Genomic DNA, 25146 nt, shown 5'->3' with positions numbered 1-25146 from the left:
TAATATACCCTCGCTTTTTTCAAAAGCGTGTAAAACGTTACTTCGAAATGATCCTTTTGTTCTAGTGAGAGGGGGTAACATGAAGGTATTCCATAAAGTAGGAGATGAAGAAATATTCAAAGAGTTTTGTTTTGATCGTGGAATTAGAAAAGCTACTATCAGTGGTTATAAAGATGCTTTACAGAAGTATTCTAATTTTACAGGTAAAACACTAGAAGAATTAATTATAGAAGCCGAAAATGACGAAGAAAATGGTCTTAGATTAAAAAGACGTAAAATCAATAAATATCTAAGGAATTTTGAATTATATCTTAGAGAATTGGATTTTTTGGAAAGTACTGTTGAACAAAGGTTATTGCTTGTAAAATCTTTTTATAGACACAATGAGATAGAATTACCCCGAAATAAAAAGACAGGAGTTAGAAAAGCACGAAAACAGGAAACTATAGAAGATCTTCCTAAAATGGAAGAAATTAGAAGATTTATGGAACATTGTAATAGTGTTTATAAAGCAATGATTGTAATGGGTATTAGTTCAGGTATGGGAAGTAGTGAAGTTACTAGTTTGACATTTAGGCATTTATATAAAGCAACTGAACTTAAAACATACCCTGAAACGATAAAGCAATTAATAGAACAATTAAACGCTAAAGGAGATTTCATTCCTACATGGAAGATTATTAGAATCAAGAAGAATCATGAATATACAACTTTTAGTTCTCCTGAAAGCGTTAAGAGAATTATAATCTATCTTGAAGAATTAAATAACAAGTATCCGGATTATAAACCAGAATTAGAAGATAAACTTTTTAGAGGTTTACGTACTAATAAACCGTTAACAGCCAATGATTTCAGTGGTATGTTTGTATACGTAAACAAAGCATATTCTTTTAGGAAAACAGATGATGATCGTAACTTAATAAAGACTCATTCCTTAAGGAAATTTTTTGCTTCAACTCTGGAGAGAAATAAAGTACCCCATTTAACTACTAGACGGTTGTTAGGGCATAGTATTGATTCAACTACATCTGCATACTTTAAAGTCGATCTGAATAGTCTAAAAGAAGATTATTTAAAAGTTGTAAATGAATTGATGACAATTGAACAAAAAGTAGTTGTAATAAATAGATATGGTCATAAACATGAATTTGGTACTTTAAACGGGATTGTTTTAGAAAGTGGTTATCTTCCTCAAGATATCTTAGATCGTCTGAATTATGATGAGTATAAACTGAATCATGAGGAGTATAAGCTGACTCATAAAGGAGTTTATTGACTCCTTTTCTTGTTCAGATTTTTTATAAAAATATTAGTAATTGTTCAGTATATTGAGTTATTAGTTGTTACTTCGTTTAATTTATTAACTTTTTTATATTTTTGATTATTTAGTCATTTTTTGACCATTTTTTGAGTTTAAATTTTCTTGTTTTTCTTCTTTCCATCTCTATTTTTTAAATTGAAGGATTATTTTTATAACGAATCATGATTCTTATTGGTTCGTAAAATCTCAAATAGTTTTTAATTTCTTTATTTTCCTTGAAATCTTTATTTACCTAATGCGAATTTATTTAAAATTTGATTCGTAATTAAAATTTGATTTTATGAATGATATAATGCTTTTATAAATCTCAGAATTGCTATTACGAAAGGGGTCTGAAAAAAGTGCCAAAAAAATAAAAGTTTTTTTTATACCCCACTGTAAAAAATTTTAAAAAATGAACATTTTTCATTTTAAGCAAAAAAATATTTTAAAAAAATAGTAAATAAATATAAAAAAATTTACTCAATAGAAGGCACGATCTTTTTTTCTTGAGGGGTTTACTTAGTTTTAAACCAATTTAATATAAATATACTGCGTATTTGGGGCGACATTATGTTTTTGAGGAGTATATACCGTTATAACTTGGTTGGCTATAGAACAGGGGGTATACTTGGGATTTTTTCGCTGGTCGGTTGTATGATTTTACTTCGTCATAGATACATATAACGAAGTTAATGTTCAAACATTTTATTTATGTTTTTTATAATTATTTATAGTTTATTACATTGGTTAGTGGATATGAAACACTGTTGAAGTAGTTGAAAAATAATGCCTTTAATTAAAATGAATAGTTCCTTAATTTATTTATTAGGTTAGGATAATTCACTCTTTTATTTAATTGGAACTATGTATTTAATGAAAGTGTGTTGGATAGTTTGTATTCTCTGAATTGTAGTTGTATTAATAGTTTTTCAAAATAGTATTAAATGGTTATAATGTTTCATGGAGTATCATGTATGTGCATCAGTTTAGTACGTTTTACAAGGGATTATATCTGGCAATGTCGAAAAAAATGGAATCTAAAAATTTAAAACCTGTTCGTTGGGTGCATAATCTTAGATTTAAGCATAAAACTAAATATTAAATTTATACTATATTTCCATTTAAGGGGATTATTTTTATTTTATAAATGTCTAAACTACTTAAAATAATAAATAAAAGAATTTAAAAGTTATATTTCATTAAATTCTCCGTTTGAATTAAATAGAGTATAATCTAAAAGATTATCCTTATCTATTTTCATAATCAAATCAGGTCTATTGCTATCTCTGGCTCTTATTAATTCAAAATCATAATGCCTTTTATCATACAATTGCCATGTTTGATAAATATCTAATATTGAATCAATCTCATTGTCAAGTTTTAAGGGTCGCGCATCATTTGAATCTCTGATCATGTTTAAATTATCAATTACTTGCGATTTCAAAGATTTTACTGGTAACAAATAAGCGTTTATTAAAGAATTTTCAAGTATACTACCTCTAGGTTTATCATATGTATTTCTAATGAAAAACAAATAATCAGGATTCCTTTTAGATAATATACCTTTAATTTTAATATCCCTCCCCTTTGATTGCTTCTCTAATAAAACATCTTTATCATACCACTTTTTAGGTAAAAATTCCATTAACTTAACGAATATATGACCATCATTATCATAACTTCCAAAATTATTCGATCTATAATCCATAGAGAAAAAACCTTCATTGAAAGGTTTCACTCGTTTAAAAGTTAGAGGATCTTCTCCAGGAATTTCTCTAATACTTAATATATCATCTATTCCAATTTCAATACCTTCACAACCATCCAGTAACCTTTCAGGACATAAAGGCTGAGGATTATACCCAAATCCTCTTAATATACGTCTGCCTAGCTCCATAATGTCCTTATCCTTTCGACTGGATAAAAACTGATTTCTTCTTGCGTTTTCACTATATTTACCAGATACATCTTTTACTTTTTCTATTTTCATCATGTTGTTTTTCCTGAGGCTAACTTCATTAGTTACCCTCACTCTAAGAATAAGTATTTTCGATGTAACGTTTCAAGAAATTCGATATTGTGCTACGATTTTTTTTGAATGTCTGAAAAATTTTAAATTAATAACCTTAAACTTTTAATTTTATTAATAAAAGTTAATATTATAAATAATAGAAGTTAGCGTAGGTTAACTATAGATATTCTAAACGTAGGTGAAATCATGACGGAATTACCAATTGCTCCGGTTGGAAGAATCATAAAAAATGCAGGTGCTAAAAGAATAAGTGATGATGCAAAAGAAGCTTTAGCGAAAGTTCTTGAAGAAAAAGGTGAAGAAATAGCTTCACAAGCTGTTAAACTTGCTAAACATGCGGGTAGAAAAACAGTAAAAGCGTCTGATATCAGAATAGTACTTAAAGGAAGCAATGGTAAACTCTATGAAAGGAATGAATATGATTAAAGTTATAGAATGGGATTAGATGAATAATAAATTTGAAAATTTGAAAATTAGCAATATAGTAGCTTTTGAGCCTGGTTTTAAATTCAGTCCAGAAAATATTGATGCGTTGCGAAATAGTCTTATATTTAAATTTAATACAGTATCTGTATCTGTTAAAGAAACGAAGTTATGTGAACGAATATACTCTGAAATGTTTGTAGGAAGGTATCCTAAAACACTAGACATTCTTTTAAAGATTAATATTGCGGAGTATATTGATGAAATTAAAAGCATTCCAAATCCTAAATTAGAAAAGGAAACTTATAAATTCTTAAACTTAATATCAGAAAGTTGTAAGAATAATTATTTATCCCAATATGTAAAACTTAAAATTTGTTTTGATAAAATGGGAATAAGTAGTGCTAGATTTGATTTTTTAGTAAACCAACCCCTTGAAGCAAATGAATTAATAGATACAGCTCATAATACTGCTAGTTTCATAGATATCTTTCTTTTTCCTGAACTAAATAATTTGATGCGTTCAATTCCAAATGTAATTGATAAAATTACATTAAAGGTTCATGATACGTATACTGTGATTAGTTCTAAAAGTTATAATTTTGAGGATCGAAAGTTTGAGGATCGAAAGGAAATTGCTGGAATAATATCTTTAAATAAACATTATCTGCATTTTAATGATGAAATAGTTAAGAAACAAATGGAAAATTCATTTTATCTTTATGAAGGTGCTTTAATTGTTTTTGGTTTTTCGGCAACCTTAATGTTATTCCAAAAACCTGAAAGATTTACTGAAACTCCTGATGAGTACATTGATGATCGTATACTTGCTTTAGAAATGTACCATAGACAAAAAAATCTTTTAAAGACCATAGATATCTCTTTAGATAACACTATTAGAAAGTTAGAAAGTAATCTTAGAAAGTTAGAAAGTACTCCTCATAACCTTAACAGTCTGAAAGACCAAATGGCCATAATAAAAAAGCCTCAAATTGATATACAATCCAAATTAGAAATTTATAGAAATACTAGAATTTCTACAAAAGAATCTTTTATAACATTTTTTGATATTCTAAATAATGCATTTTATCTTGATAGACATTATAAATTTGTTTTAGAAAAATTGGATGCTTGTGACGAGATATATCAAGAAATATATGCTGATGCACGTAACGAGTTAATGGAAGACATACAAGTAATAGTGGCGATTTTAGGTATTTTATCACTTGTTATCTTATTTATAGATGTAATAATTGATGCAGAGGGATTAATTCAGTTAATATTAATTCTGATTTTTACAGGAATAATATGGATTTTAAGAAGGAACATTATTCAAGCATTTAACACTTTAAAAAAACAGTTAATAAATTCGGACTAGTCTTTTAATACCTTTTTTTAATGTCAAGAAAATTTTTATTTTTATAATCTATCTTAACTGTTTATTCTTAAATTTATACATAATTTCAATTTCAATCCCTATATTTTCTACCTAAATAAAAGTTTATTTACATTTGTAATCTTATGATTTAATTTATAATGGTTCTAAATCATTTTAACACGTTAATAAATACATTATTTCTTTATTTTAATCATAATTCTTCTTAGATTAGTAGTTTTTTAAATCATGAACAATATCTTTAATAATTTGATTTTAAAATTCTAAGGATTATATATAATGTCCATATAATGTAATAATATGAATAATGGTTTTTATAATGGAATTGAAGAATTATTTGATTCTATAATCCTTTTTTTAAATAAATTTAATAAATCTAAAATACTACAAGAAGAATTCTATGCTATATTTAAATCTACTGTATATGGAAATATAATTCAAAACTTTTTTTTAAATTTAACAGAAGAAAACATGTCTGAACATGATATATCCTCTGAAGAAGTTGATAATTTTAAATCAAATTTTTCTAATGTACTTAAAGATGTAGAAAGTTCTTTATCCGCCAGTAACTCAAAAATTGGTGACACATATTATAAAAGTGTTATAAAAAATATCAAAGATAAATTTCCTGATTTTTACAATTTTTTTGAAGAATTTGAGGATGAATTGGGTATAAAGGAATTAGACAATTACCTGCTAGAGAAAAAACAACTAATGAAAAACACTGGAAAAGATGAATCGGACATAGAAATTGGTATACAAACTAGAATGCTTGAGGAAGATATTCAGAATAGTGATGGTTTAACTCCTAATTTCAATTTATCAGAAGATTTTTCTTCAAAAATAGTTGATGAGTTAATGGAAAAAACTATGAAACTTACAGAATGGAATATTTGGCATTCCCATTCCAGTTTTTTTATAGAGGATAATTATGAATTAGAAGATGTAGCTTACAACCTTGTTAAAAGTGATTTATGTCCACTAGTTTTTAGTCAAGATTTAAAAGTTTTGTGGAAGGAAGAGGGGGAAGTTAAAGAGGAGTATATAGAAATTTTGGATTATGAACGATTTCAGGTTAAAGTACCTAAAATTTCTAATGAATATCTTTTAGAGGGTTTATGGGAATTTTTAAAAATGAGTCATGCAGAATCAAATTTATTAAAGGCAAAATATCTCAATTCATTTAGTTTTATCAGATGTTTTATGAATCCTTGTCGTTTTAAAAGTGGCCAAAGACCAGTTATATTGTATCCTCAAATTAAATTATATAATAATGGCACATTTAATATCTCCCTCAGACAAATCTCACCTACTTTTGAATATCCTGTTGAAAGCTTCATAGAAAATGAAGTCAACATCTTCACGAATAAGATTGATGAAATGGAAATGGCTCCAGAAATAATGAAGTTATCAAATAGATTTTATTTTCATGAATATTCATTCAAATTTAAATTATATAATTTATTCAAAAAAAATGCTATTTTTGAAAATATGGATAAAGCTATTGAAGAAAACACGCAACATGTCAAAGAAGGTTCTTTTTCATTTTATTTTACAAAAGCTATTCAGGAAAAATATGAATTTGATGATTTATTTCAATATTTTAGATTCGCTCTTTTATATGTAATTAATACAAATAAAAAAGGTAAATTCAGTTTTTTTAGTAAATTGAACTATAATTTTGGTTATTACTGGATTTTAAGACCCTGTGTCTATATCACTGATTTTTTAAATCAACCTTATCGAAGTATCAAAATTCCTGAAGATTTTGGAATTCATTTAGGAAAAATAATGGCTCGAAAAACTCAGCCATTTTATATGGATTTTACTAAATTTTTAGGAAAAAATTTACGTGAATTTGAAGATTATTGCCTTTATATGAATAATGCACTAACTTTATGGGTTTTTAGTAAATCTGGAGTTGATTATAACAAGAAAAATGACCCTAACATGAGTTTAATTTATGAAAAGCAAGTTCAAGTAGAATGTATTGATCATTTAAATATATCACTTAAACGTATGTCTGAAATATCTTCTAATTTTTATTTATCCTATGAATCCGTTCTAAACAATCAGTTAAAACAAGATAATTTAGAAGAATTTTTCATGGAGGACATTTCAAATTTCGGAGAAATAAATAACATTTTTGAATATGCTTCCAATGAATTAAACTGGGATAAACTAAGAGAACTAATTAAAAATAAGTTAGTGACAAGATCACAGTATTCTATAACTAAAAGAGATGAATTTTATAAAAGACTAGCAATTTTAGTCACTATAATATTTGGATTTGCAGGGGCTTCTACATTTTTTGCAAATTTAATCCCCTATTTTAAATCATGTCTTGGGTTTATGTTAAAAAACCAAAATATAATACTTTCCGCTCTTACAATTAGTCTTATAATATTATTCATTAGATGGCGGACAAAATCAATCGAATTTAGGGTAAAATAGTTATTTTAATTAATTGTTAGATAACTCTTGAAATAATTCATAGAACTAAAGATATAGAGTGTAAGCTATGTATGAAACTTTCAGAATTTGGTTTTGAGTCACAAATATAATTTATAAGTAATATAAGACTTAAAAATGTATTTTTCCCTTATTTCACTGTCATATTCCTATTTTAGATGGAGCATGTATAAAATGTGGAAAAAGTATATAATGTCGAAAACTATATAATCTAATTTAATAAAAGATTTCATACTATTAAATGAAATTTGGCAACGTTATTATACTGGGCATGTTATTTATTTTATGAATATTATGAATTTATTAGTAAAAAATTGGCATAAATGAAGAATTTCCATATTTTATGAGGGATAAAATGAAGATAATAACTGATAAGAGAAAGGAATTAGAGATAGAAATTACAGGTGAAACCCACACACTCTGCAACGCCCTGAGAAAAACTCTCATGGAAGATGAGGATGTTGAAGCTGCAGCTTACGTTATAGAACACCCAATCATAGGAGAACCAAAGCTCCAGATCAAGGCTAAAAATCCAAGAAAATCACTTAAAAAGGCTGCAGAAACCCTTAAATCAAGATGTGATGAGTTCAAAGCTCTTGTAGAATCTTCAGAATCCTAATTTTTTTATAAATTTTCTTCAAATATTTTCTTTAAATAAATCCTGAATGTTTTAAAATGAAAACTGAAGGAAATCAAACTGAAAATATTCTGAAAAGAAATTTTCGGTCGATAAAACAGGAAATAAGAATTCTTGGAGTTGATGATGCTCCGTTCACTCCCCACACCAGTGATCCAGTCATGGTAGTTGGAACTGTATTTAGAGCAGGCAAATGGTTTGATGGTGTTTTGAGAACCTTTGTACATGTGGATGGTGAGGATGCAACAGAAAAAATAATCTCCATGGTAAACGATTCCAGGCAGAAAGAACAGCTTGGAATTATAATGCTTGATGGAGTTACCTTTGGAGGTTTTAACGTTGCAAACATTCCCCAGATATTTCAGGAAACAGGAATACCTGTAATTGTGGTGATGAGAAAGCAGCCAAACTTCGAAAGGATAAAAAAAGCCCTTAAACGATTCAAAAACTGGGAAGATCGTTGGAAGAGCATTCTTGAAGCAGGAGAAATTTACAAGGTTGAGAAGGACAGTGAACCAGTTTACATCCAGATATGTGGAATGGAACTGGAAGATGCAGTGGATGTTGTGAAGCTTTCTTCAACCAGAAGTGCCATACCAGAACCAATAAGGGCAGCACATATAATAGCTGCAGGTGTCACAACTGGAGAGTCCAGGGGAAGTGCTTAACATTTTAAACTCTTAAAATTATTTAAACAAAACTACGAGCCTTTAAAAAACAGCTGAACTAATTTTTAAGGAAGTGTTACAATCAGAAATCCTTTTTTAACTGTTGATACTTTGATTTACCATGATAATATTGATGGTCGTGATGTTTGTAAGGAATCAGTATGTTTTGTACTTATAAAACGTAAAAATGAACCTTACAAAGATTTTTGGGCCCTCCCTGGGGGTTTCGTTGAGTACGGTGAAACAGTGGAATCAGCAGCTTCAAGGGAAGCTAAAGAAGAAACAGGGCTTGAAATAGATTTAAAGGGCATTATTGGAGTATATTCCGATCCAAAAAGAGATCCAAGGGGGCACACAGTTTCCATAGCATTTCTGGCCCGTAAAGCCTATGGTGATCTTGTTGCAGATACAGATGCCAATGATGCCAGATATTTCGGCATTGATGAAATTAGGGATATTGATCTGGCCTTCGATCACAGACAGATAATTGAAGAAGGTATTAGCATGTTTAATAGGAATGAAGAGGGTTTTTACAGAAATTTAGAATAATATATGGAGTAAATAATTTTTATTTCCCAGTGGTTGGATTGAAGTTAAAGCAGATTTTTTAAACCAAAGGATTTAAAGGGAATTAGTAAAAATTAACTGTGTTGAAATTTTAAATTGATTGAAGATTCTTTAAATTAAAAAAGAAAATTTATTAAAAAGGGAATCATCAACATTTATGAATACCCATATTAGTACCCCAATTAATTCATTATAAATAAAAATTAAATTAAAGAATCAATTTATTAATAAATAGTTTAAATAAATAGTTTAAACTTTCATTGAGGTTAGTTTATTATTAGGAGGATTTAAATGGAATTTTGCCCAAAATGTGGAACAGTCATGTTTCCTAAAGGTGACTGTTTCGAATGCAAGAACTGTGGACACACAAAGGAAATGACCAAGGAATCTGTGAGTAAGTACGAGGTTTCTGAAAAGGTGGATGCAAAGGAAAGTGTAATATTTACAAGTGGTGACATTCAGACACTGCCAAAAACAAAGGTTAAATGTTCTAAATGTGGAAATAACGAGGCTTACTGGCGTTTAAGGCAGACAAGAAGTGCTGATGAATCTGAGACAAGATTCTTAAGGTGTACCAAATGCGGACACACCTGGCGTGAGTATGATTAGATTAATTAGTTAATGAATGATCAGTTAACAGCAGTTAACAATATCAGTTAATGTTAGGTTCGCACTGAACTGTTTAGTACAGGAAACATTACAGACTGCAATGTTTTAGAGGTTAAGGGGGACAAGAAATTGGCGGAAGATTCAGATGAAAATTCAGAGAAGGTTTCAGAGGATTCAGATAAGTTGAAATCTCAAAAGGAGAATATTGATGCATCAGAAGGTTCAGATTCCAAAGGATCATCATTTGGTATAAAAAAGTTCTTTAAAACTCAGAATTTAAATGATGAAGAAGGGAAAAAAGACCCTGAAAGAAAAACAGCATCTGAAGTCCCTCAAAAACCTGAAACAACTGAAAAACCTGAATCTTCTGGAGAACACCATGATCATGATCTCTCATTCACACAGGCATTCACAGGTCATGCAATTTTTGAGGATCTGAAATCTCATAAAACCCTGATAATCCGGGCACTGTCCACGTTACTGGGTGCATTACTGATAGTGTACGGAATGTTTCTTTTCTTAAGCCCGACCATTAAAGTAGCAGATAATGTAATGTTTGGAGATGAATCTGCATTTGCAGTTTTATTAATTCTTTTGGGTATCATTGTGATTATTTCATCATTTGCAAAGAGATTATTTGGTGGAACTTTCTTCCACACCATACATAAGGAGATTGAAGCTGCAGAGAAGAAAGTTGTCAATGATAAAACAGAAGATAAGGGCAAGGATTCAAAATCAGATAATTCCAGTGTAGGATCAGATGCCCATGTTCATGATCCCTCAAGCAGTACTGATGATATAAAGGATAATAATGATAAGAATAATAAGGATATTAGATCAGAAGATTAAAGGTAGACAGGAGGATGAAAATGTTCAAAGCGGTTTTAAGCGATTCAAACATTTTGAAGACGAGTTTTGAGGCAATATCTTCAATTGTAGATGAAGTTCAGATGAAGGCAGATGGTGATGGATTAAGGTTGGATGCACTTGACAGATCCCACATCACATTCGTGCACCTTGAACTCAAATCAGCATTATTTGATGTATTTTCATGTGAAGAGCCACTGAAGATCAACGTGGATACAGAAGAACTCATGAAAGTCTTAAAAAGGGCAAAATCTGAGGATATTGTTGAATTAACAGTTGATGAAGGTAATTTAATACTTACCTTTGAAGATGAGGCAAGGCGTACCTTCAAAATCAGACTTATAGATATAGAGTACGAGGCACCAAGCCCACCTGAACTTGAGTATCCAACTGAATTTGAAATACCTTTTAATCTTCTTAAAAACTCTATTCAGGACATAAGCATAGTTTCTGATAAAATTGCGCTTATTGTGGATTCTGATAAATTCATTGCATCTGCGGAGGGTGAATTTGGAGATGCCAAGATCGAGTACCTCCACGGTGAAAAAATAACTGAAAATGCAAAATCAGTCTTTTCACTGGAGAAAATAAAAGAAATGCTTAAAGCAGATAAATTCTCTGAAACAGCTGTAATGAGACTTGGAAACGATATGCCATTAACCCTATCTTTGAATATGGTTGCAGATGAGGGCGAACTCAGTTTCCTTTTAGCTCCAAGGATAGAAAGTGAGGAATAGGGTTGGATGAATTTTTCCAAAGATTGAGGGAGATCCAAAAAAAAGAACGTAGTGTAAGTGGTCTATCCAGTGTTGGGGACAGCTTTTACACAGACGTTTCAAACTACCTCAATGCCTTAATGAGGAAGATAGACGACAATCCATTTTCCTTTGAATCCTATCTTTTAAGGGATGCTCAGAGGATAGTTGAGGAAATATGTGAGAGAAGGGAGCATAAAATTGCAAACAGTGCAGTTATGAATGTTCAAAGGGCACATCAACTCTTCAAAGAATCCAAGGGTAAAAAATCACGGATTAAAAAGGAGAACCCTATTACAGTCCCAGTGAACTCCACTCCCGAGGAAGAAAACCTTTACTTTGAAATTGTTGATTCTCTGGTTAAGTACAGGGCGAGGATGACCGAGCCTTTACGTTCATATCTCCATAAGAATCAAGAAAAGTCGTTTGGAGGTCAAGGGGAGGATCATGGGGAAAGTTCACAAGATCTGGGATCTGCAGGTGCTGGAGGGTTGGAAAAAATTGGAGAACTGGATACAGCACTGCCAGAAGACTCAGTTAATGAAGGGTTGGCTTCAGAGTCTGGGTCTCGTAGGAAATCTAAAAAATCAGTTAAGGGATTTGGTGATGAAGCTGCCTCTGGATTTGAGGATCAGATATATGAGATATACGGTTCAGAACCCTCAAAGCAGGCTTCAGGAAATAATGATCTGAAGGGGGCTGATCTTGGGGGTTCCAAGCAAAGGACTTCTGAAACACGTGATGCTTTAAATTCTGATGAGGGGGCTGTTGGAAGTTCAGCTGTTTCAGATCATGGAAATTCCATTACAGTTGGGATGAATGAGCCTTCAGATAAATTAAAATCTGATAATTCAGTTGAAAATGGGCCAATAAAGACGTTGCTTATACTTGATGAGTTACCTTCCATTTTAGGTGTTGATAAAAATGTTTACGGCCCTGTTATTCCCCAGGACATTGTTACCCTGCCTGAAGCAAATGCAAAAATACTAATAAAAAACAGAAAGGGCATGGCCATCCAAAGATATAAATAAGCAATGAATAATAAATTAACATTAATATAAATTAGACTTTTTATCAAACAAGTTTAATGATCAGTAGTTTAAATAAGTTTCAAATATCAAAATAACTTATTTTTACATTTAAGAGGTGATTATATGAAAATTCCTAAAGAAAGGAGAACTTACTGTCCAAGTTGCAAAAAACATACAATTCACGAAGTATTCGAATCAAAAAGAAGGAAAGCAAGCGAATTAAAATGGGGTCAGCGTCAGTTCAGAAGGGTTACAGCAGGTTACAGGGGTTACCCAAGGCCGCTACCATCAAGGAACAAACCAATTAAAAAACTTGACCTCAGGTACAAATGCAAAGAATGTGGAAAGACCCATATCAAACGATCCTCATTCAGAGCTGGAAAAGTAGAATTTAAAATGTAGGTGGTTTTCATGGCAAAGTTCAGAACTCAAAAAAGCAATTTTTTAAGGGTTAAATGTGTGGACTGTGGAAACCAGCAAGTGGTCTTTGACCATGCTGCATCCAATGTTCAGTGCATAATCTGTGGAAAAACTCTTGTAAAATCCAAGGGTGGAAAATCCGAGATAAAAGCCCAGATAACAGAAGTGCTGGATTAAATCCAGTAAAATCAAATTCAGTAGCAATACAGGGATCTCAGGATCCCGGGATTTTAAATCCCAATTACTTTCATACACTAATTCATGCAATACTCACTTAAATTCAGTTAAAACTTTTTTATGCAATTTTTCATGGCTAATGGAAAGTTATTTGAAGGGTGTTGTAATTAATTTATAAATTAATGATGTACTTACATATCAAGTATATTTATTAGACATATTAGGTGTTCTAATGGTAAGAATGAGAAAACAATGGCCAGATGAAGGAGATCTTGTGGTTGGAACTGTCCACAAGGTTTTAAACTACGGGGCCTTCGCAAGACTCGAGGAATACGAGGGAAAAGAAGCTTTTATCCATATATCCGAGGTTTCCTCTGGTTGGGTGAAGAACATAAGGGACTACGTACGTGAAAATCAGAAAATCGTTGCAAGAGTCCTGCGGGTCAACCCAAAGAAGGGACATGTAGATGTTTCCCTTAAAAGGATAAGGGAAGATCAGAGAACAAGGAAGATGCAGCAGTGGAAGATCGAACAGAAGGCAGAGAAGCTCCTGGAATTTTCTGCAAAGCGCCTGGACAAAGACATGGAAACTGCCTATGAAGAGGTTGGATATCCTCTCATGGAGGAGTTTGGAGATCTTTACGGCGCGTTTGAGCTAGCTGCAGAAGAAGGTGTAAGTGCACTTGATGAGAGCGCCATAACTGATGAATGGGCCGAAGCAATCACAGAAGTTGCCAAGAAAAATATATCCCCACCTGAAGTCCACATAACAGGGTACGTTGATCTGAAGTCCTACGCACCTGAGGGTGTTGAAGTTATAAAAAAAGCATTAAGTGTTATAGATGAAGAAGAAATTTCAGTACAATGTGTTGGAGCTCCAAGATACAGGTTAATGGTCAAATCATCGGACTACATAACAGCAGAAACCATACTCAAAGAAGCTGCAGACAGAGCAATAGCTTTAGTTGAAGAAGAAGGTGGAGAAGGTAGTTTCCACCGTGAACTGGAAAAACAATGAAGATGAGAAAATGCAAGTCCTGCAGGGAGTACACTCTGAAGGATGTTTGCCCACACTGTGGTGGAGATGTGGGAGTTATTTACCCTCCTAAGTATTCTCCTGAAGATAAATACGGGAAATATAGAAGAATACTCAAAAAACAGCTCTTAGAGAGCGAAGGAGTTGGTTAGATGGATGGAACTTTCATAAAAATGATCAAGGACGTTGAACTAAATGAGCCCATATTCATAGAGGCACTCCCTGGAATTGGACACGTGGGAAAACTGGTTGCAGAACACATGATTCATGAACTGGATGCAGAAAAATTCGCAGAACTTTACTCAACCTCATTTCCACCCCAGGTTTTTGTTAATGAAAATGGAATCATAGAGCCAATGAACAATGAGTTTTATTTCCTTAAATCACAGGGAGAATCAGAAAGAGATTACATAATCCTTGTTGGAAACACTCAGGGCCTCAGTCCAGAGGGTCAGTACGAGATATGTGGAACCATAATGGATTTTGTGGTAGGGTACGGTGTTAAGGAAATGTTCACCCTTGGAGGTCTTGGAACAGGACAGCCAGTTGAAAATCCCAAGGTTTTTGGGGCTGCAACCACAACGGAACTTGCAGAAAAATTAAAGGAACATGAAGTAACCCTAAGATCTGCAGATGGTGGAATAATAGGTGCATCAGGATTATTATTAGGTCTTGGAATGTCTAAAGGTATTGCTGGTGCATGTTTAATGGGTGAAACCCCTGGATACTTTATAGATGCCGATGCATCAAAGGCAGTTCTTACAGTACTTCTTGATCTGCTTAACATGGAGTTAGATATAGCCAAACTTGAAGAAAGAGCTGAAGAAACCAGAAAAATGATATCTAAAGCTCAGCAGATGGAAAGAGAAGTATCTGAAAGGAGTAACATAGTTCCAGGTGAGGAAGACCTCAGATACATAGGATAAATATACTAAAATATGAGAGCTTCAATTTCAGAGCCTTTCCTATTTCTCTAATCTATTTTTTTAAATAAACCTTAAACATGCTTTAATTAACGATTTTTTTATAGTCAAATCATTTATTGAAGTTTTAAACATTTTTAATCAAATATTTTTTTTAATAAAATTTTTTTCACTGGGATCTTTTTTTTTATCTATTCAATGAAAAAAAATCTTGAAGTTCAGTGGAGTTGATCTATTTTAATGATTATAAACTATCAGAATCAAAGGTAGAAACATGATAGTAAACGCTGATCTTCACATACATGGCAGGTACTCCATGGCAACATCCAAGAACATGTCGCCTGTTACCATGGCGCCCCAGGCAAAACTCAAGGGCCTGGATATTGTGGCAACTGGTGATGCACTGCACCAGAAATGGCTTCAGATCATAGAGGAAACAACAGAAGAAACGTCTGACGGAATATTCTCATTAAAAGATGGAATGATCCCTGAAGAGGGATCTGATAATCAAATTAAGGTTTCAGATGATGATTTATGTAAATTTATCTTAACAACCGAGGTTGAGGATATAAAAAGGGTTCACCACGTTATAATATTTCCCTCATTGGAATCTGCCTATGCCCTGCGCAGCAAGCTCAAGGGGAACATGGATGCAGATGGAAGGCCCAGAGTCCGAATGAGGGGTGATGAAATTATGGATGCAGCCCATGGGGAGGGATGCATAATAGGTCCATCACATGCCTTCACACCCTGGACAAGCATATACAAGGAGTATGACAGTGTCTGTGACTGCTACGGTAGGAGGCCAGATTTTCTTGAGCTGGGACTTTCAGCCGATACTGACATGGCAGACAGGATTGAAGAACTTCAGGACATACCCTTCTTAACTAACTCAGACGCTCATTCTCCGTGGCCCCACCGTTTGGGTCGTGAATTTAATGAGATGGAAATTAAAGCATTAACCTTCAATGGGGTTAAAGATGCAATTTTAAACAATGACATACACTGTAACTATGGATTTGATCCACGTTTAGGCAAGTATCATAAAACAGCATGTTCCAAGTGTTACAGAAAGTATGAAATTTCCGAGGCAATAAAACTGGACTGGCGCTGTCCATGTGGAGGTAAAATAAAGAAAGGTGTGGACTACAGGATCTACGAACTTTCCAAGTGGGATGAACCACACCATCCTCTGGAGAGACCTCCTTATGTCCATATACTGCCCCTTGCAGAGATAATAAGCTCAACCTACAGTAAGGGCGTTACAACTGTTTTCGTGCAGAAGATATGGAAAGAACTGGTTTCGAAGTTTGGAACTGAGATAAATGTCCTTATTCACACGCCACTTGAGGAAATTGAAGTTGTGGATCCAAAGCTTTCAAAGGTTATAAACGCCTTCAGAACCAACACCCTCCACATAGAAGCAGGTGGTGGTGGAAAGTACGGGGAGATAATGTTCGAGCAGGACACCCTGGACAGCTACTTATAAAAGAGTTTTTAAAAGAGTTTAGATTTAAAAGGACTTATTGAAAAACTTAAAATTTGAAATCATTTTTTATTTTTTATCATATTTAAGGGTTTGAATGCAGGAATATTATGTATTGCGAACTCTTGGGGAATTTTAAAGCCGTAATCAGTTCATTTAAAAAAATGTGTCCCTATGGCATTTTATTGACTTCAACATCTTCCTTATTTCTCCCATTTCACTGGCGGGAACAATTCCAGTAGCTGTAATCGTCAGTTTTGATTTATCACAGTACCACTTAGTTTCAAAGAGGTCTATTAAAACTCCATTGATATTTATTTCTTCTCTGTCAAGTTCTACAGGATGATCATCAACGGTCATGTTTTCCTTTACAATAATGAGATTAGCACTTTGGGTGGTGGTGTTGTTGAAGGAAGATTTGATACTTTTTATTACCTTTTTATCAGGATCCTTAGTTGCTCCAACAATGAATAAATCCAGTTGGGATGATCCTTGGTAAAGGAGGAATGTTGAATTTTCTGTTGTGTTGTTACCAGATAGTTGATAGTTTGGTGGAATGTAACCTGGTCCATTAAAGTCTTCCAAGCTATCATGTGATAGGTACATGTTCACTGCAACTGAACCTAAAAGTAAAATCACTAAAATTCCTGCAATGTAAAACAACTTCCTCATTAAAACTTCTCCAATTCATAAAAATTTTATCTTACAAAATTTGTTCTTATTAAACTTAAATTTCCTAAACCTCAAATCAATTTATTATTTAATTAAAATAGCCCCATTTTAAGTTATACATCTACTTCATATATCCTTTTCGATTTTTAGGATGATATTAAGCCAGATTTAATGGATATCCCCATGAACAAAATATATAAAGAATGAATTAGTACATCTTTATAGATCGAAATTACATTGTAAGAAACATTTTAAGTTGGTGTAAAACATGGAACATACAAGTTTAATTATAACAGTTATCGTTGTTGGAATGGTTTTAGTTTCTCTCATGACACAGTTACTCAACAAAGATGCTGTGGACTGATGGTATCATAATCTATTTTTTAAAAAAATTTTATAAAAATTATTTTAACTCATTCTAATTCATTTTTCTAGAAATTTAAAATAGAGGGTAATCACAGTCTTATTTTTAGAAATAACGCTTTTTACAATTAAATGTTTAATTGATTTAAGTTTTTAAATTTCTGAGATCTGAAGTTTAAAATCAGGTAATTATAATATTAAACAAAACTAAAATGAGATAATTACCATTTAACTGGCAATATTATAAAATTAACGGACCCGGAGGGATTTGAACCCTCGACCCTCAGATTAGGAGTCTGATGCCCTGTCCAGACTAGGCTACGGGCCCTTTTGAGTTTTTACAGTTACATTAAATACCTGTAAATTAATTTTTTTGTTGTTCCACTTTCATGGTCAACTTCAATAATTTTTTGATGCTACATGAAAATTTGATACAATATCTATGTATCTGTAGATAGTTCTACCTATCTGTATGCAATTTCTATAAAAGAAGTTTACATTAACGGACCCGCCGGGATTTGAACCCGGGACCTTCGGATTAGAAGTCCGACGCCCTATCCAACTAGGCTACGGGCCCCTGTAATTACATGTATATTGGAGTCTCTGGCTCTCCTTGAACGTGTTTTGCAAGTTCCTTGAGTCTTGCTTCGATCTCCTCTGCTTCTTTTATGAGTGGGTCTGCATTCACTTCTATATTCAACATGGTATTTAAAACATTCACTACACCTGCTGCAGCTCTTGGATCAGGGTACTGATTCAAGACCTCTGCGAAGAGACATGATGCCGGAATATTTTTTGAGGCAGTTTTTGTGAGTAATGTGCCTGAAAGACCTCCAAGATTTCCAAATGGAAGGATTGGTAAGTCCATATCAGCTAATCTCTGCAGCGCTTCCTGAGAATTTGCAGCACCTGCAACTCCACTATTTTTCTGGGGTACAACCATGCTGTTGAATGTTATAAGTTCTTTGCTTTTATTTCTATTCATCCAATCAACTATAACATTTGCCATGTCGTAGGTAACATTTGGTGGAACTATGAAATCTGAGAGGAATAAAACTATTCCCTCTGAACTGTATATTCTGAATGGATGTATTGCAACCCCTTTGTAGAGAACTGCCAGTGGTGGAAAGTACTTTGAAGTTATATGGCCGATCTGTTTCATCTTAAGCTCTTCAACAAGGAGCCATCCAACGATGTTACCTATAAGACCTAATCCTGGTGATCCTTCAAGAACCACAGCATCTTCCACATCTTCTGATACTATTTTACAGCATTCCACTTCTGTTTCAACCATTTTTACCATTACGCAGTACCCCCTGTGACAACACCGGTTTTAGCATCTACTTCAATTTCACCGGTTACTTTTCCATTGTCTATAACAGGTACGGTGTAATAGGTTCCATCGGAAGATAATTTTGGTGTACCTGCTTCTGCACCTTTTACATCTATAGCATTTTGTGCCGCTGTTTTAGCTGCACTGGATGATATCACGTTACTACCTCCTGTCTGGCTTTCTCCACTTGAAGTTCCTGTACTCTGAGATTGAACATCTCCTTGACTGGATGATCCAGCACTGGTCTGAGATGAATCGTCTGTTGAACCTTGACTCTGTGAAGTTGAAGTTGTGGGCTGCCATAAACCAGGAGTTTTAGTGGTAATCTGATAACTGGCCGCTGCAAATCCTATTAAGAGCACGATTACTACTGATAGAATGATTTTTTTATCTATCACAGTTTCACCTTTTGCATTTTACCACATCATAACTTTATTTTACATCATCACTATCTATGCCATTTCAATTATATGTATGTTAATCATCAAAGATATAATTGTTTATGATGGATATATTTAACTTTGAGCCTTTTTCCAATCTGATGACTCTCACAGATATTCATGTCAATTTACATGAATCTCCTAACCTCACATAACCAATATATATTTAATTAAATTAAATACAGGTACATAATGGGTTTATCTGCATTTACAACAGTTAATATAGATTACAATTCTAAATATTGATTTTTTGTAAAGATGCACCCTTTTTAATTCCCATAAAGGAATTTATAGTTTAGTTATTCATTATATATATATTTTTCATTTTATCTTCCAAAGAAAAGTTTATAATAATGTATATAATCAATTGAAATAATGATGTTCATTATATAAAAATAAGAGGTGATACATTTGAGCGAAACTATTGTGATCTCGCCTACATCACGGCAGGAAGGACACGCAGAACTGCGTATGGAAGTCGATGATGAAGGGATTGTAACTAAAGGTCAATACCTTAGTATAACTCCAGTAAGAGGGCTAGAAAAAATGGTTACCGGTAAGGTACCAGAAACTGCACCAGTAATGGTACAGAGAATATGTGGTGTTTGTCCAATACCCCACACTTTAGCTTCAGTAGAAGCTATAGATGACTCTTTAAATATTGAAGTGCCAAAAGCAGGTAGACAATTAAGGGAGCTTACATTAGCAGCACACACCATTAATAGTCACGCTATTCACCACTTCCTCATAGCAGCCGACTTCGTACCTCCAGAACTTTTCGCAACCGCTGTAAAATCAGTTTCCGAAATAAGGAAAACAGTACAGACTGTTGTTGACACAGTTGCTGGTGAAGGTATACACCCATCCGATGTAAGGATCGGTGGAATGGCTCAGAACATAAGCGAAGTAGCCCGAAAAAGGCTCTATGCAAGGTTAAAAGCACTTAAACCAAAAGTAGATGAACACGTAGATCTCATCGTTGGTTTAGTTGCAGATAAAGGATTACCTGAAGGTTTAGGTGTCCACAACCAGCCAGTCTTTGCAACACACAGGACATACGGTGACAGGACCAAATTTGACATGGACAGGTTCACAGAAGTAATGCCTGAAAGCTGGTACAACGACCCAGAAGTCGGTAAAAAAGCATGCTCAACCATACCACTTTACGACGGTGTAAACATAGAGGTAGGTCCAAGGGCAAGAGCAGCAGTCTTTGACGGTTTCAAAGGTCAGGGAGTTGTTGCACAGCACGTAGCAAGGGCAATGGAAATGAAAGTAAACCTTTCAAAAGCAATAGACTTACTTGCAGAGTTAGACACCTCCGCACCTGTAATGGCTGACTTCGATGTTAGGGGAACAAACAAACTCGGAATTGGTTCTGTAGAAGGACCAAGGGGATCAGACACCCACCTGGCAACAGTCAATCCTGACGGTAAAATTGGATTTTACAGTGCACTCGTACCAACAACCTGGAACATCCCAACAATGGGACCAGCAACTGAAGGTTTCCATCATGAATTCGGACCACACGTAATAAGGGCATACGACCCATGTTTATCATGTGCAACCCACGTTATAGTGGTGGATGATGAGGATAATAGCGTTTTAAAGAACGAAATGGTCAGAATTTAAGGGGATAACATGCCATACGAAGCAGAGATAATGGTTGTTGGTTGTGGAAACGTCCTTTTTAAAGATGACGGATTCGGACCGGCAGTCATAAAGGCCTTAGAAGAATACAAAGAGAAACACGGTTTACCAGAGAACACGATGCTTATAGACGCAGGGACCGGAGGTCCACATTTTATATTCACACTTCCAAACGAAGCTTGGAAAAAGATGATAGTCGTGGACATTGCACAGTTTGGAGCTGAACCAGGAACAGTAAAAAAATTCACTGTTGATGAGCTACCAGAAGGTGCCTATGAAAACGCACATTCATGGCCAGTAAGCCAGCCTTTGCATGACCTCAGCAAGCAATGTGAAGTCATGGTCATAGGTTGTCAACCAGAATATGTCTCTGCTCCTGATGTTGAACTGGGTTTAACAGAAAGTGTGGAAAATGGAATTCCTAAGGCCATAAAAATGATTTTAAGGGAAATAGGGGTTTAAGCCAATGTTAGCCCGGATAAAAGAATTTTTAGGAATGGAAACAAAGCCTAAGGAAGTTGTTTCAAAAGAGGAGGTTGAAAAAGTGGCTGAAGAAAAAACCAAACCAAGGATCGGATACATCCACCTCTCAGGATGTACCGGAGATGGAATGTCGTTAACTGAGAATTACGATATACTCGCAGAATTACTAACAGAAATGGTGGACATAGTCTACGGACAAACACTGGTAGACCTATGGGAAATGCCAGAAATGGACCTTGCATTAGTTGAAGGTTCATGTTGTCTGCAGGATGAACACAGTCTACATGAATTAATGGAAGTAAGAGAAAAAGCAGGATTAGTTGTTGCTTTCGGCTCATGCGCTGCAACTGGATGTTTCACAAGATACTCCAGGGGAGGCCAGCAGGCACAGCCAAACCACGAATCCTTTGTACCAATTGCTGATCTCATAAAAGTTGACTGTGCAATACCAGGATGCCCACCATCCCCAGAGATAATTGCAAAAACAGTTGTTGCCGTCATAAACGGTGACATGGACTACCTGCAGCCAATGATAGATCTTGCAGGTTACACAGAAGCATGCGGATGCGACTTACAAACAAAAGTCGTGAACCAGGCATTATGTATCGGATGTGGAACATGTGCAATGTCTTGTCAGACCAGAGCAGTCAGTATGACCAACGGAAGACCAGAGATCAACAGTGCACGTTGTATTAAATGTGGTATATGCTACGTCCAGTGCCCTAGAAGCTGGTGGCCAGCTGACAGGATTAAAAAGGATTTAGGGTTATAGGAGGATGAGAAAATGGTATTAGGAACATACAAAGAAGTTGTCACCGCAAGGTCAACTGATAAACAGATCCAAAAAGTTTCACAAGATGGTGGAATAGTATCTGCTCTCTTCTGCTACGCCCTTGAAGAAAAACTCATCGATGGTGCAGTTGTTGCTGGACCAACCGACGAATTCTGGAAACCAGAACCAATGGTTGCAATGAGTGCAGATGAAATAATAGCTGCAGCAGGAACCAAATACACATTCTCACCAAACGTTTTAATGCTAAAACAGGCAGTAAGGCAGTACGGTCTTGAAAAAGTCGGTACCGTTGCAATTCCTTGCCAGACCATGGGTATAAGGAAAATGCAGTCTTACCCGTTCGGTGTAAGGTTCCTTGCAGATAAAATAGCACTACTTACAGGTATATTCTGTATGGAGAACTTCCCATTTGTATCTCTTGAAACCTTCATTTCAGAGAAAATGGGAATTAGCATGGAACTCGTTGAGAAAATGGACATAGGAAAGGGAAAATTCATAGTAGAAACCCAGGACGACGTCCTAACAATCCCACTCAAAGAAACCCACGGATACGAACAGGCAGGATGCAAAGTCTGTCTTGACTACGTTGCAGAACTTGCAGATGTTTCAACAGGTTCAGTTGGTTCCCCAGACGGCTGGTCCACAGTTTTCACAAGGACAGAAGGCGGAGAAACAATATTCAAAGCTGCAGTTGAAGCTGGAGTCATAGAAACCAAACCTGTAAACGAGGGTAAATTCGGTCTTGAGATGCTCACAAAACTCGCAACTCAGAAAAAAGAGAAAGCGATGAAGGAGATCGACAAAAGGAAAGGAATGGGCTTACCTGTTCCATTCAAAGCAAGCAGCGAAAAAGAAGACCCACTTGCAAACGTATAAAATCTGTAAATGGGATGAAACATTCCCTTTACAACATTTATTTTTTTTGATGAGTTTGTTAAATTTTTGATTCTTCTAACTTTAACTTAAAGTTCAAATTAGAACTGAAAATTTGATTTTAGTCTAATTTTTATGAAATCAGCTTTTTTCATGAATATTTTTTTATGAATAAAAATTAATTAAAAAAATCAATTAAAAATAAAATTCTGTATTCAAACAAATTTTAGAATTATTTCTTGAATAAAAATTAAAATAAAAAAAGTTTTTAAAGTTTTTTTTAAGATGAATCACTCAGTTATGACCTTGCATCCATCAGCTTCAACTATGACTGTGTGTTCAGATTGGGCAACCCTTGCACCACTTTTCTCCCTGAGCACGTGGTATGGATAAACTGCCCTTGAGGTTATGAGTTTCCTCATGGCCATTTTGAATTTAGGATTTGGAGCGTCATTCACAAGCCATCTCTCTGCAAATGGAAGGCTGCTGTAATTTTCTTCTATGGTGTTCAGGAGCTTTCGGGCCTGGTTCATACGTAACGGTCTTTCTCGGATGAATTTGAATATGTAAGTTTCCTTCATATCCACAACCCTTCCTACTCCATTGGTTACGAAGGGTTCTATTGCAAGAACATCTCCCTCTTCAACTACGTGATCATTTTTTTCCCTAACATTTGGAATTGAAAGCCCAGAGTGAAGTATCCACTGTTCCATGCTGTGACCTGTTAAATTGGAAACCGAGTTAAATCCTCTGGCATTTATGGTGTCTTCAATTGCAGTTCCAATGGCTCCAAGGGTAGCACCATCACGTACTGTACTGATGGCACTTTCAAGTGCTTCCTGGGATGTTTCAATGAGATTAAGGCTTAATTCAAGCTCTTCTTCACTGAGGGGCGAGTTTTCTGGTGAACTGTCTGTATCCATTCCAACCAGCACACTCGCAGCTGAATCTGCGATGTAACCATCAACATGGGCACCAAGGTCTATTTTGACAAGATCTCCCCTTTTAAGAAGGGTTTCATCACCGAGAGGTGATGTGTAATGGGCTGTAACCTCGTTTATGGAGATGTTGCACGGAAAGGCAAGCATCCCTCCAAGTTCCTTTATGTTTCCTTCAACAAATTCCACAAGGTCTAAAACCTTCATATCTTCTTCAACATAATCCAAAGCCATTTTTCTTACTTTTGATACAATTTGCCCTGATTTTTCGTACATTTCAATCATATAACCACTATAAAATACTTTTAGATCTATTAAAACATAAAAAACATTATTTTGGGTTCTTTTTTTTTGTTTAATGCGAAACCACACAAAAATTTTCATAAATTTAAAATAATATCATTACAATTTAACTATATAAAAACCATAACTTATATTTGTGTAGTGATTCATTAACCAAATTAGTAAGGGAATTAATGAAAAGGCAGGTCATGCTTAGAAGGGGAGTGTTTAGACATTCAAAAAAGAATAAAAAAAGATGCAGAATACATCACGCCTGCATTTCTGCCAACGATCCTATTCACAGGAAACACAGGAATATTCATTTGCTTAGTTTTTCTTTTAGTTATTTTAACAGCAGTTTTAATAGTATACCGGGCATATGAAAAGAAAAAATCGTCTGAAAAAGTTGAAAGGCGCTTATCAAATATTAAAACACAATTTGCAGGTCTAAGTGATGATTTTGATTTTGATGAGGAGGGTGGATGGTTGAACAACAGGGCTGATGATTCATCTGATT

General features: G+C 34.2%; 26 protein-coding genes and 2 tRNA genes. 21 read left to right on the top strand and 7 right to left on the bottom strand.

The window, feature by feature from the left end; genetic code table 11:
• Positions 1-79 precede the first annotated feature (79 nt).
• Positions 80-1276, top strand: a complete 1197-nt coding sequence (locus J2756_RS05320; protein ID WP_209583349.1) for a tyrosine-type recombinase/integrase — start codon at positions 80-82, stop codon at positions 1274-1276.
• A 1216-nt stretch (positions 1277-2492) separates the two neighbouring features.
• On the opposite strand, the gene J2756_RS05315 is transcribed toward J2756_RS05320, so the two are convergent.
• Positions 2493-3296, bottom strand: coding sequence for a hypothetical protein (locus tag J2756_RS05315; RefSeq protein WP_209583347.1), 804 nt, complete (start codon positions 3294-3296; stop codon positions 2493-2495).
• 225 nt (positions 3297-3521) lie between these two features.
• Between J2756_RS05315 and J2756_RS05310 the strand changes: the two genes are divergently transcribed.
• From J2756_RS05310 to J2756_RS05235, 16 genes are all read left to right on the top strand, one after another.
• Positions 3522-3761, top strand: coding sequence for a histone family protein (locus J2756_RS05310; protein ID WP_209583345.1), 240 nt, complete (start codon positions 3522-3524; stop codon positions 3759-3761).
• Positions 3762-3780: 19 nt separating this feature from the next.
• On the top strand, positions 3781-5136 hold the full coding sequence (locus J2756_RS05305; RefSeq protein WP_209583343.1) for a hypothetical protein: 1356 nt from the start codon (positions 3781-3783) through the stop codon (positions 5134-5136).
• A gap of 318 nt (positions 5137-5454) precedes the next feature.
• Positions 5455-7608 (top strand): hypothetical protein, encoded by a 2154-nt coding sequence (locus J2756_RS05300; protein ID WP_209583341.1) that lies wholly within the window; start codon positions 5455-5457, stop codon positions 7606-7608.
• Positions 7609-7981: 373 nt separating this feature from the next.
• Positions 7982-8245 (top strand): DNA-directed RNA polymerase subunit L, encoded by a 264-nt coding sequence (locus J2756_RS05295; RefSeq protein WP_209583339.1) that lies wholly within the window; start codon positions 7982-7984, stop codon positions 8243-8245.
• Positions 8246-8301: 56 nt separating this feature from the next.
• Positions 8302-8931, top strand: a complete 630-nt coding sequence (locus J2756_RS05290; RefSeq protein WP_209583337.1) for an endonuclease dU — start codon at positions 8302-8304, stop codon at positions 8929-8931.
• Between the two features lie 111 nt (positions 8932-9042).
• Positions 9043-9480, top strand: a complete 438-nt coding sequence (locus J2756_RS05285) for an NUDIX domain-containing protein (protein WP_245315949.1) — start codon at positions 9043-9045, stop codon at positions 9478-9480.
• A 309-nt stretch (positions 9481-9789) separates the two neighbouring features.
• The gene (locus J2756_RS05280; RefSeq protein ID WP_209583335.1) at positions 9790-10107 is read left to right on the top strand and encodes a transcription factor S; all 318 of its coding nucleotides are present in this window, start codon (positions 9790-9792) and stop codon (positions 10105-10107) included.
• A 129-nt stretch (positions 10108-10236) separates the two neighbouring features.
• Positions 10237-10956 carry a hypothetical protein gene (locus J2756_RS05275; RefSeq protein ID WP_209583333.1) on the top strand — a complete coding sequence of 240 codons (720 nt, stop codon included), beginning with the start codon at positions 10237-10239 and terminating at the stop codon, positions 10954-10956.
• 20 nt (positions 10957-10976) lie between these two features.
• On the top strand, positions 10977-11711 hold the full coding sequence (gene pcn / locus J2756_RS05270; protein WP_209583331.1) for a proliferating cell nuclear antigen (pcna): 735 nt from the start codon (positions 10977-10979) through the stop codon (positions 11709-11711).
• A 2-nt stretch (positions 11712-11713) separates the two neighbouring features.
• A complete protein-coding gene (locus J2756_RS05265; protein WP_209583329.1) occupies positions 11714-12760 on the top strand; it encodes a DNA replication complex GINS family protein in 1047 nt (348 codons plus the stop codon).
• A gap of 123 nt (positions 12761-12883) precedes the next feature.
• Complete coding sequence (locus J2756_RS05260; protein ID WP_209583327.1) at positions 12884-13162, top strand: 50S ribosomal protein L44e; 279 nt, start codon at positions 12884-12886, stop codon at positions 13160-13162.
• 9 nt (positions 13163-13171) lie between these two features.
• On the top strand, positions 13172-13357 hold the full coding sequence (locus J2756_RS05255; RefSeq protein ID WP_209583325.1) for a 30S ribosomal protein S27e: 186 nt from the start codon (positions 13172-13174) through the stop codon (positions 13355-13357).
• A gap of 232 nt (positions 13358-13589) precedes the next feature.
• A complete protein-coding gene (locus J2756_RS05250) occupies positions 13590-14375 on the top strand; it encodes a translation initiation factor IF-2 subunit alpha (RefSeq protein ID WP_209583323.1) in 786 nt (261 codons plus the stop codon).
• A complete protein-coding gene (locus J2756_RS05245; protein ID WP_209583321.1) occupies positions 14372-14545 on the top strand; it encodes an RNA-protein complex protein Nop10 in 174 nt (57 codons plus the stop codon). Before J2756_RS05250 ends, J2756_RS05245 begins: the two co-directional genes overlap by 4 nt.
• A complete protein-coding gene (locus J2756_RS05240; RefSeq protein WP_209583319.1) occupies positions 14546-15319 on the top strand; it encodes a proteasome assembly chaperone family protein in 774 nt (257 codons plus the stop codon).
• A gap of 271 nt (positions 15320-15590) precedes the next feature.
• Positions 15591-16805, top strand: a complete 1215-nt coding sequence (locus J2756_RS05235; RefSeq protein WP_209583317.1) for a TIGR00375 family protein — start codon at positions 15591-15593, stop codon at positions 16803-16805.
• 153 nt (positions 16806-16958) lie between these two features.
• On the opposite strand, the gene J2756_RS05230 is transcribed toward J2756_RS05235, so the two are convergent.
• The 5 genes from J2756_RS05230 to J2756_RS05210 all read right to left on the bottom strand — a co-directional run bounded on the left by J2756_RS05230 (position 16959) and on the right by J2756_RS05210 (position 19568).
• Positions 16959-17474, bottom strand: coding sequence for a hypothetical protein (locus tag J2756_RS05230; RefSeq protein WP_209583315.1), 516 nt, complete (start codon positions 17472-17474; stop codon positions 16959-16961).
• Between the two features lie 616 nt (positions 17475-18090).
• Positions 18091-18165, bottom strand: a tRNA-Arg gene (locus tag J2756_RS05225).
• Between the two features lie 175 nt (positions 18166-18340).
• Positions 18341-18414 (bottom strand) — tRNA-Arg (locus J2756_RS05220).
• Between the two features lie 6 nt (positions 18415-18420).
• Positions 18421-19140 carry a proteasome assembly chaperone family protein gene (locus J2756_RS05215; protein ID WP_209583313.1) on the bottom strand — a complete coding sequence of 240 codons (720 nt, stop codon included), beginning with the start codon at positions 19138-19140 and terminating at the stop codon, positions 18421-18423.
• Positions 19140-19568, bottom strand: coding sequence for a PepSY domain-containing protein (locus tag J2756_RS05210; protein ID WP_209583311.1), 429 nt, complete (start codon positions 19566-19568; stop codon positions 19140-19142). The genes J2756_RS05215 and J2756_RS05210 overlap by 1 nt, the downstream gene beginning before the upstream one ends.
• Positions 19569-20021: 453 nt before the next feature.
• Here J2756_RS05210 and frhA point away from each other — a divergent pair, with 453 nt between their 5' ends.
• Genes frhA through frhB form a run of 4 tightly spaced genes read left to right on the top strand, consistent with a single transcriptional unit; the run spans position 20022 to position 23412 of the window.
• Entirely contained in the window at positions 20022-21242 is a 1221-nt protein-coding gene (gene frhA / locus J2756_RS05205; protein ID WP_209583309.1) for a coenzyme F420 hydrogenase subunit alpha, read from the top strand.
• 9 nt (positions 21243-21251) lie between these two features.
• Positions 21252-21722 (top strand): coenzyme F420-reducing hydrogenase, FrhD protein, encoded by a 471-nt coding sequence (gene frhD / locus J2756_RS05200; RefSeq protein ID WP_209583307.1) that lies wholly within the window; start codon positions 21252-21254, stop codon positions 21720-21722.
• Between the two features lie 4 nt (positions 21723-21726).
• Positions 21727-22515 (top strand): coenzyme F420 hydrogenase subunit gamma, encoded by a 789-nt coding sequence (gene frhG, locus J2756_RS05195; protein WP_209583305.1) that lies wholly within the window; start codon positions 21727-21729, stop codon positions 22513-22515.
• 12 nt (positions 22516-22527) lie between these two features.
• Positions 22528-23412, top strand: a complete 885-nt coding sequence (gene frhB / locus J2756_RS05190) for a coenzyme F420 hydrogenase subunit beta (protein WP_209583301.1) — start codon at positions 22528-22530, stop codon at positions 23410-23412.
• A 287-nt stretch (positions 23413-23699) separates the two neighbouring features.
• On the opposite strand, the gene map is transcribed toward frhB, so the two are convergent.
• Positions 23700-24632, bottom strand: a complete 933-nt coding sequence (gene map, locus J2756_RS05185) for a type II methionyl aminopeptidase (RefSeq protein WP_209583299.1) — start codon at positions 24630-24632, stop codon at positions 23700-23702.
• Between the last annotated feature and the right edge of the window lie 514 nt (positions 24633-25146).

It is taken from the genome of Methanobacterium aggregans, assembly GCF_017874455.1.
GTDB classification, from domain to species: domain Archaea; phylum Methanobacteriota; class Methanobacteria; order Methanobacteriales; family Methanobacteriaceae; genus Methanobacterium_C; species Methanobacterium_C aggregans.
Note: the sequence above shows the minus strand (reverse complement) of the source record. Positions and strands in the feature narration are given on the sequence as shown.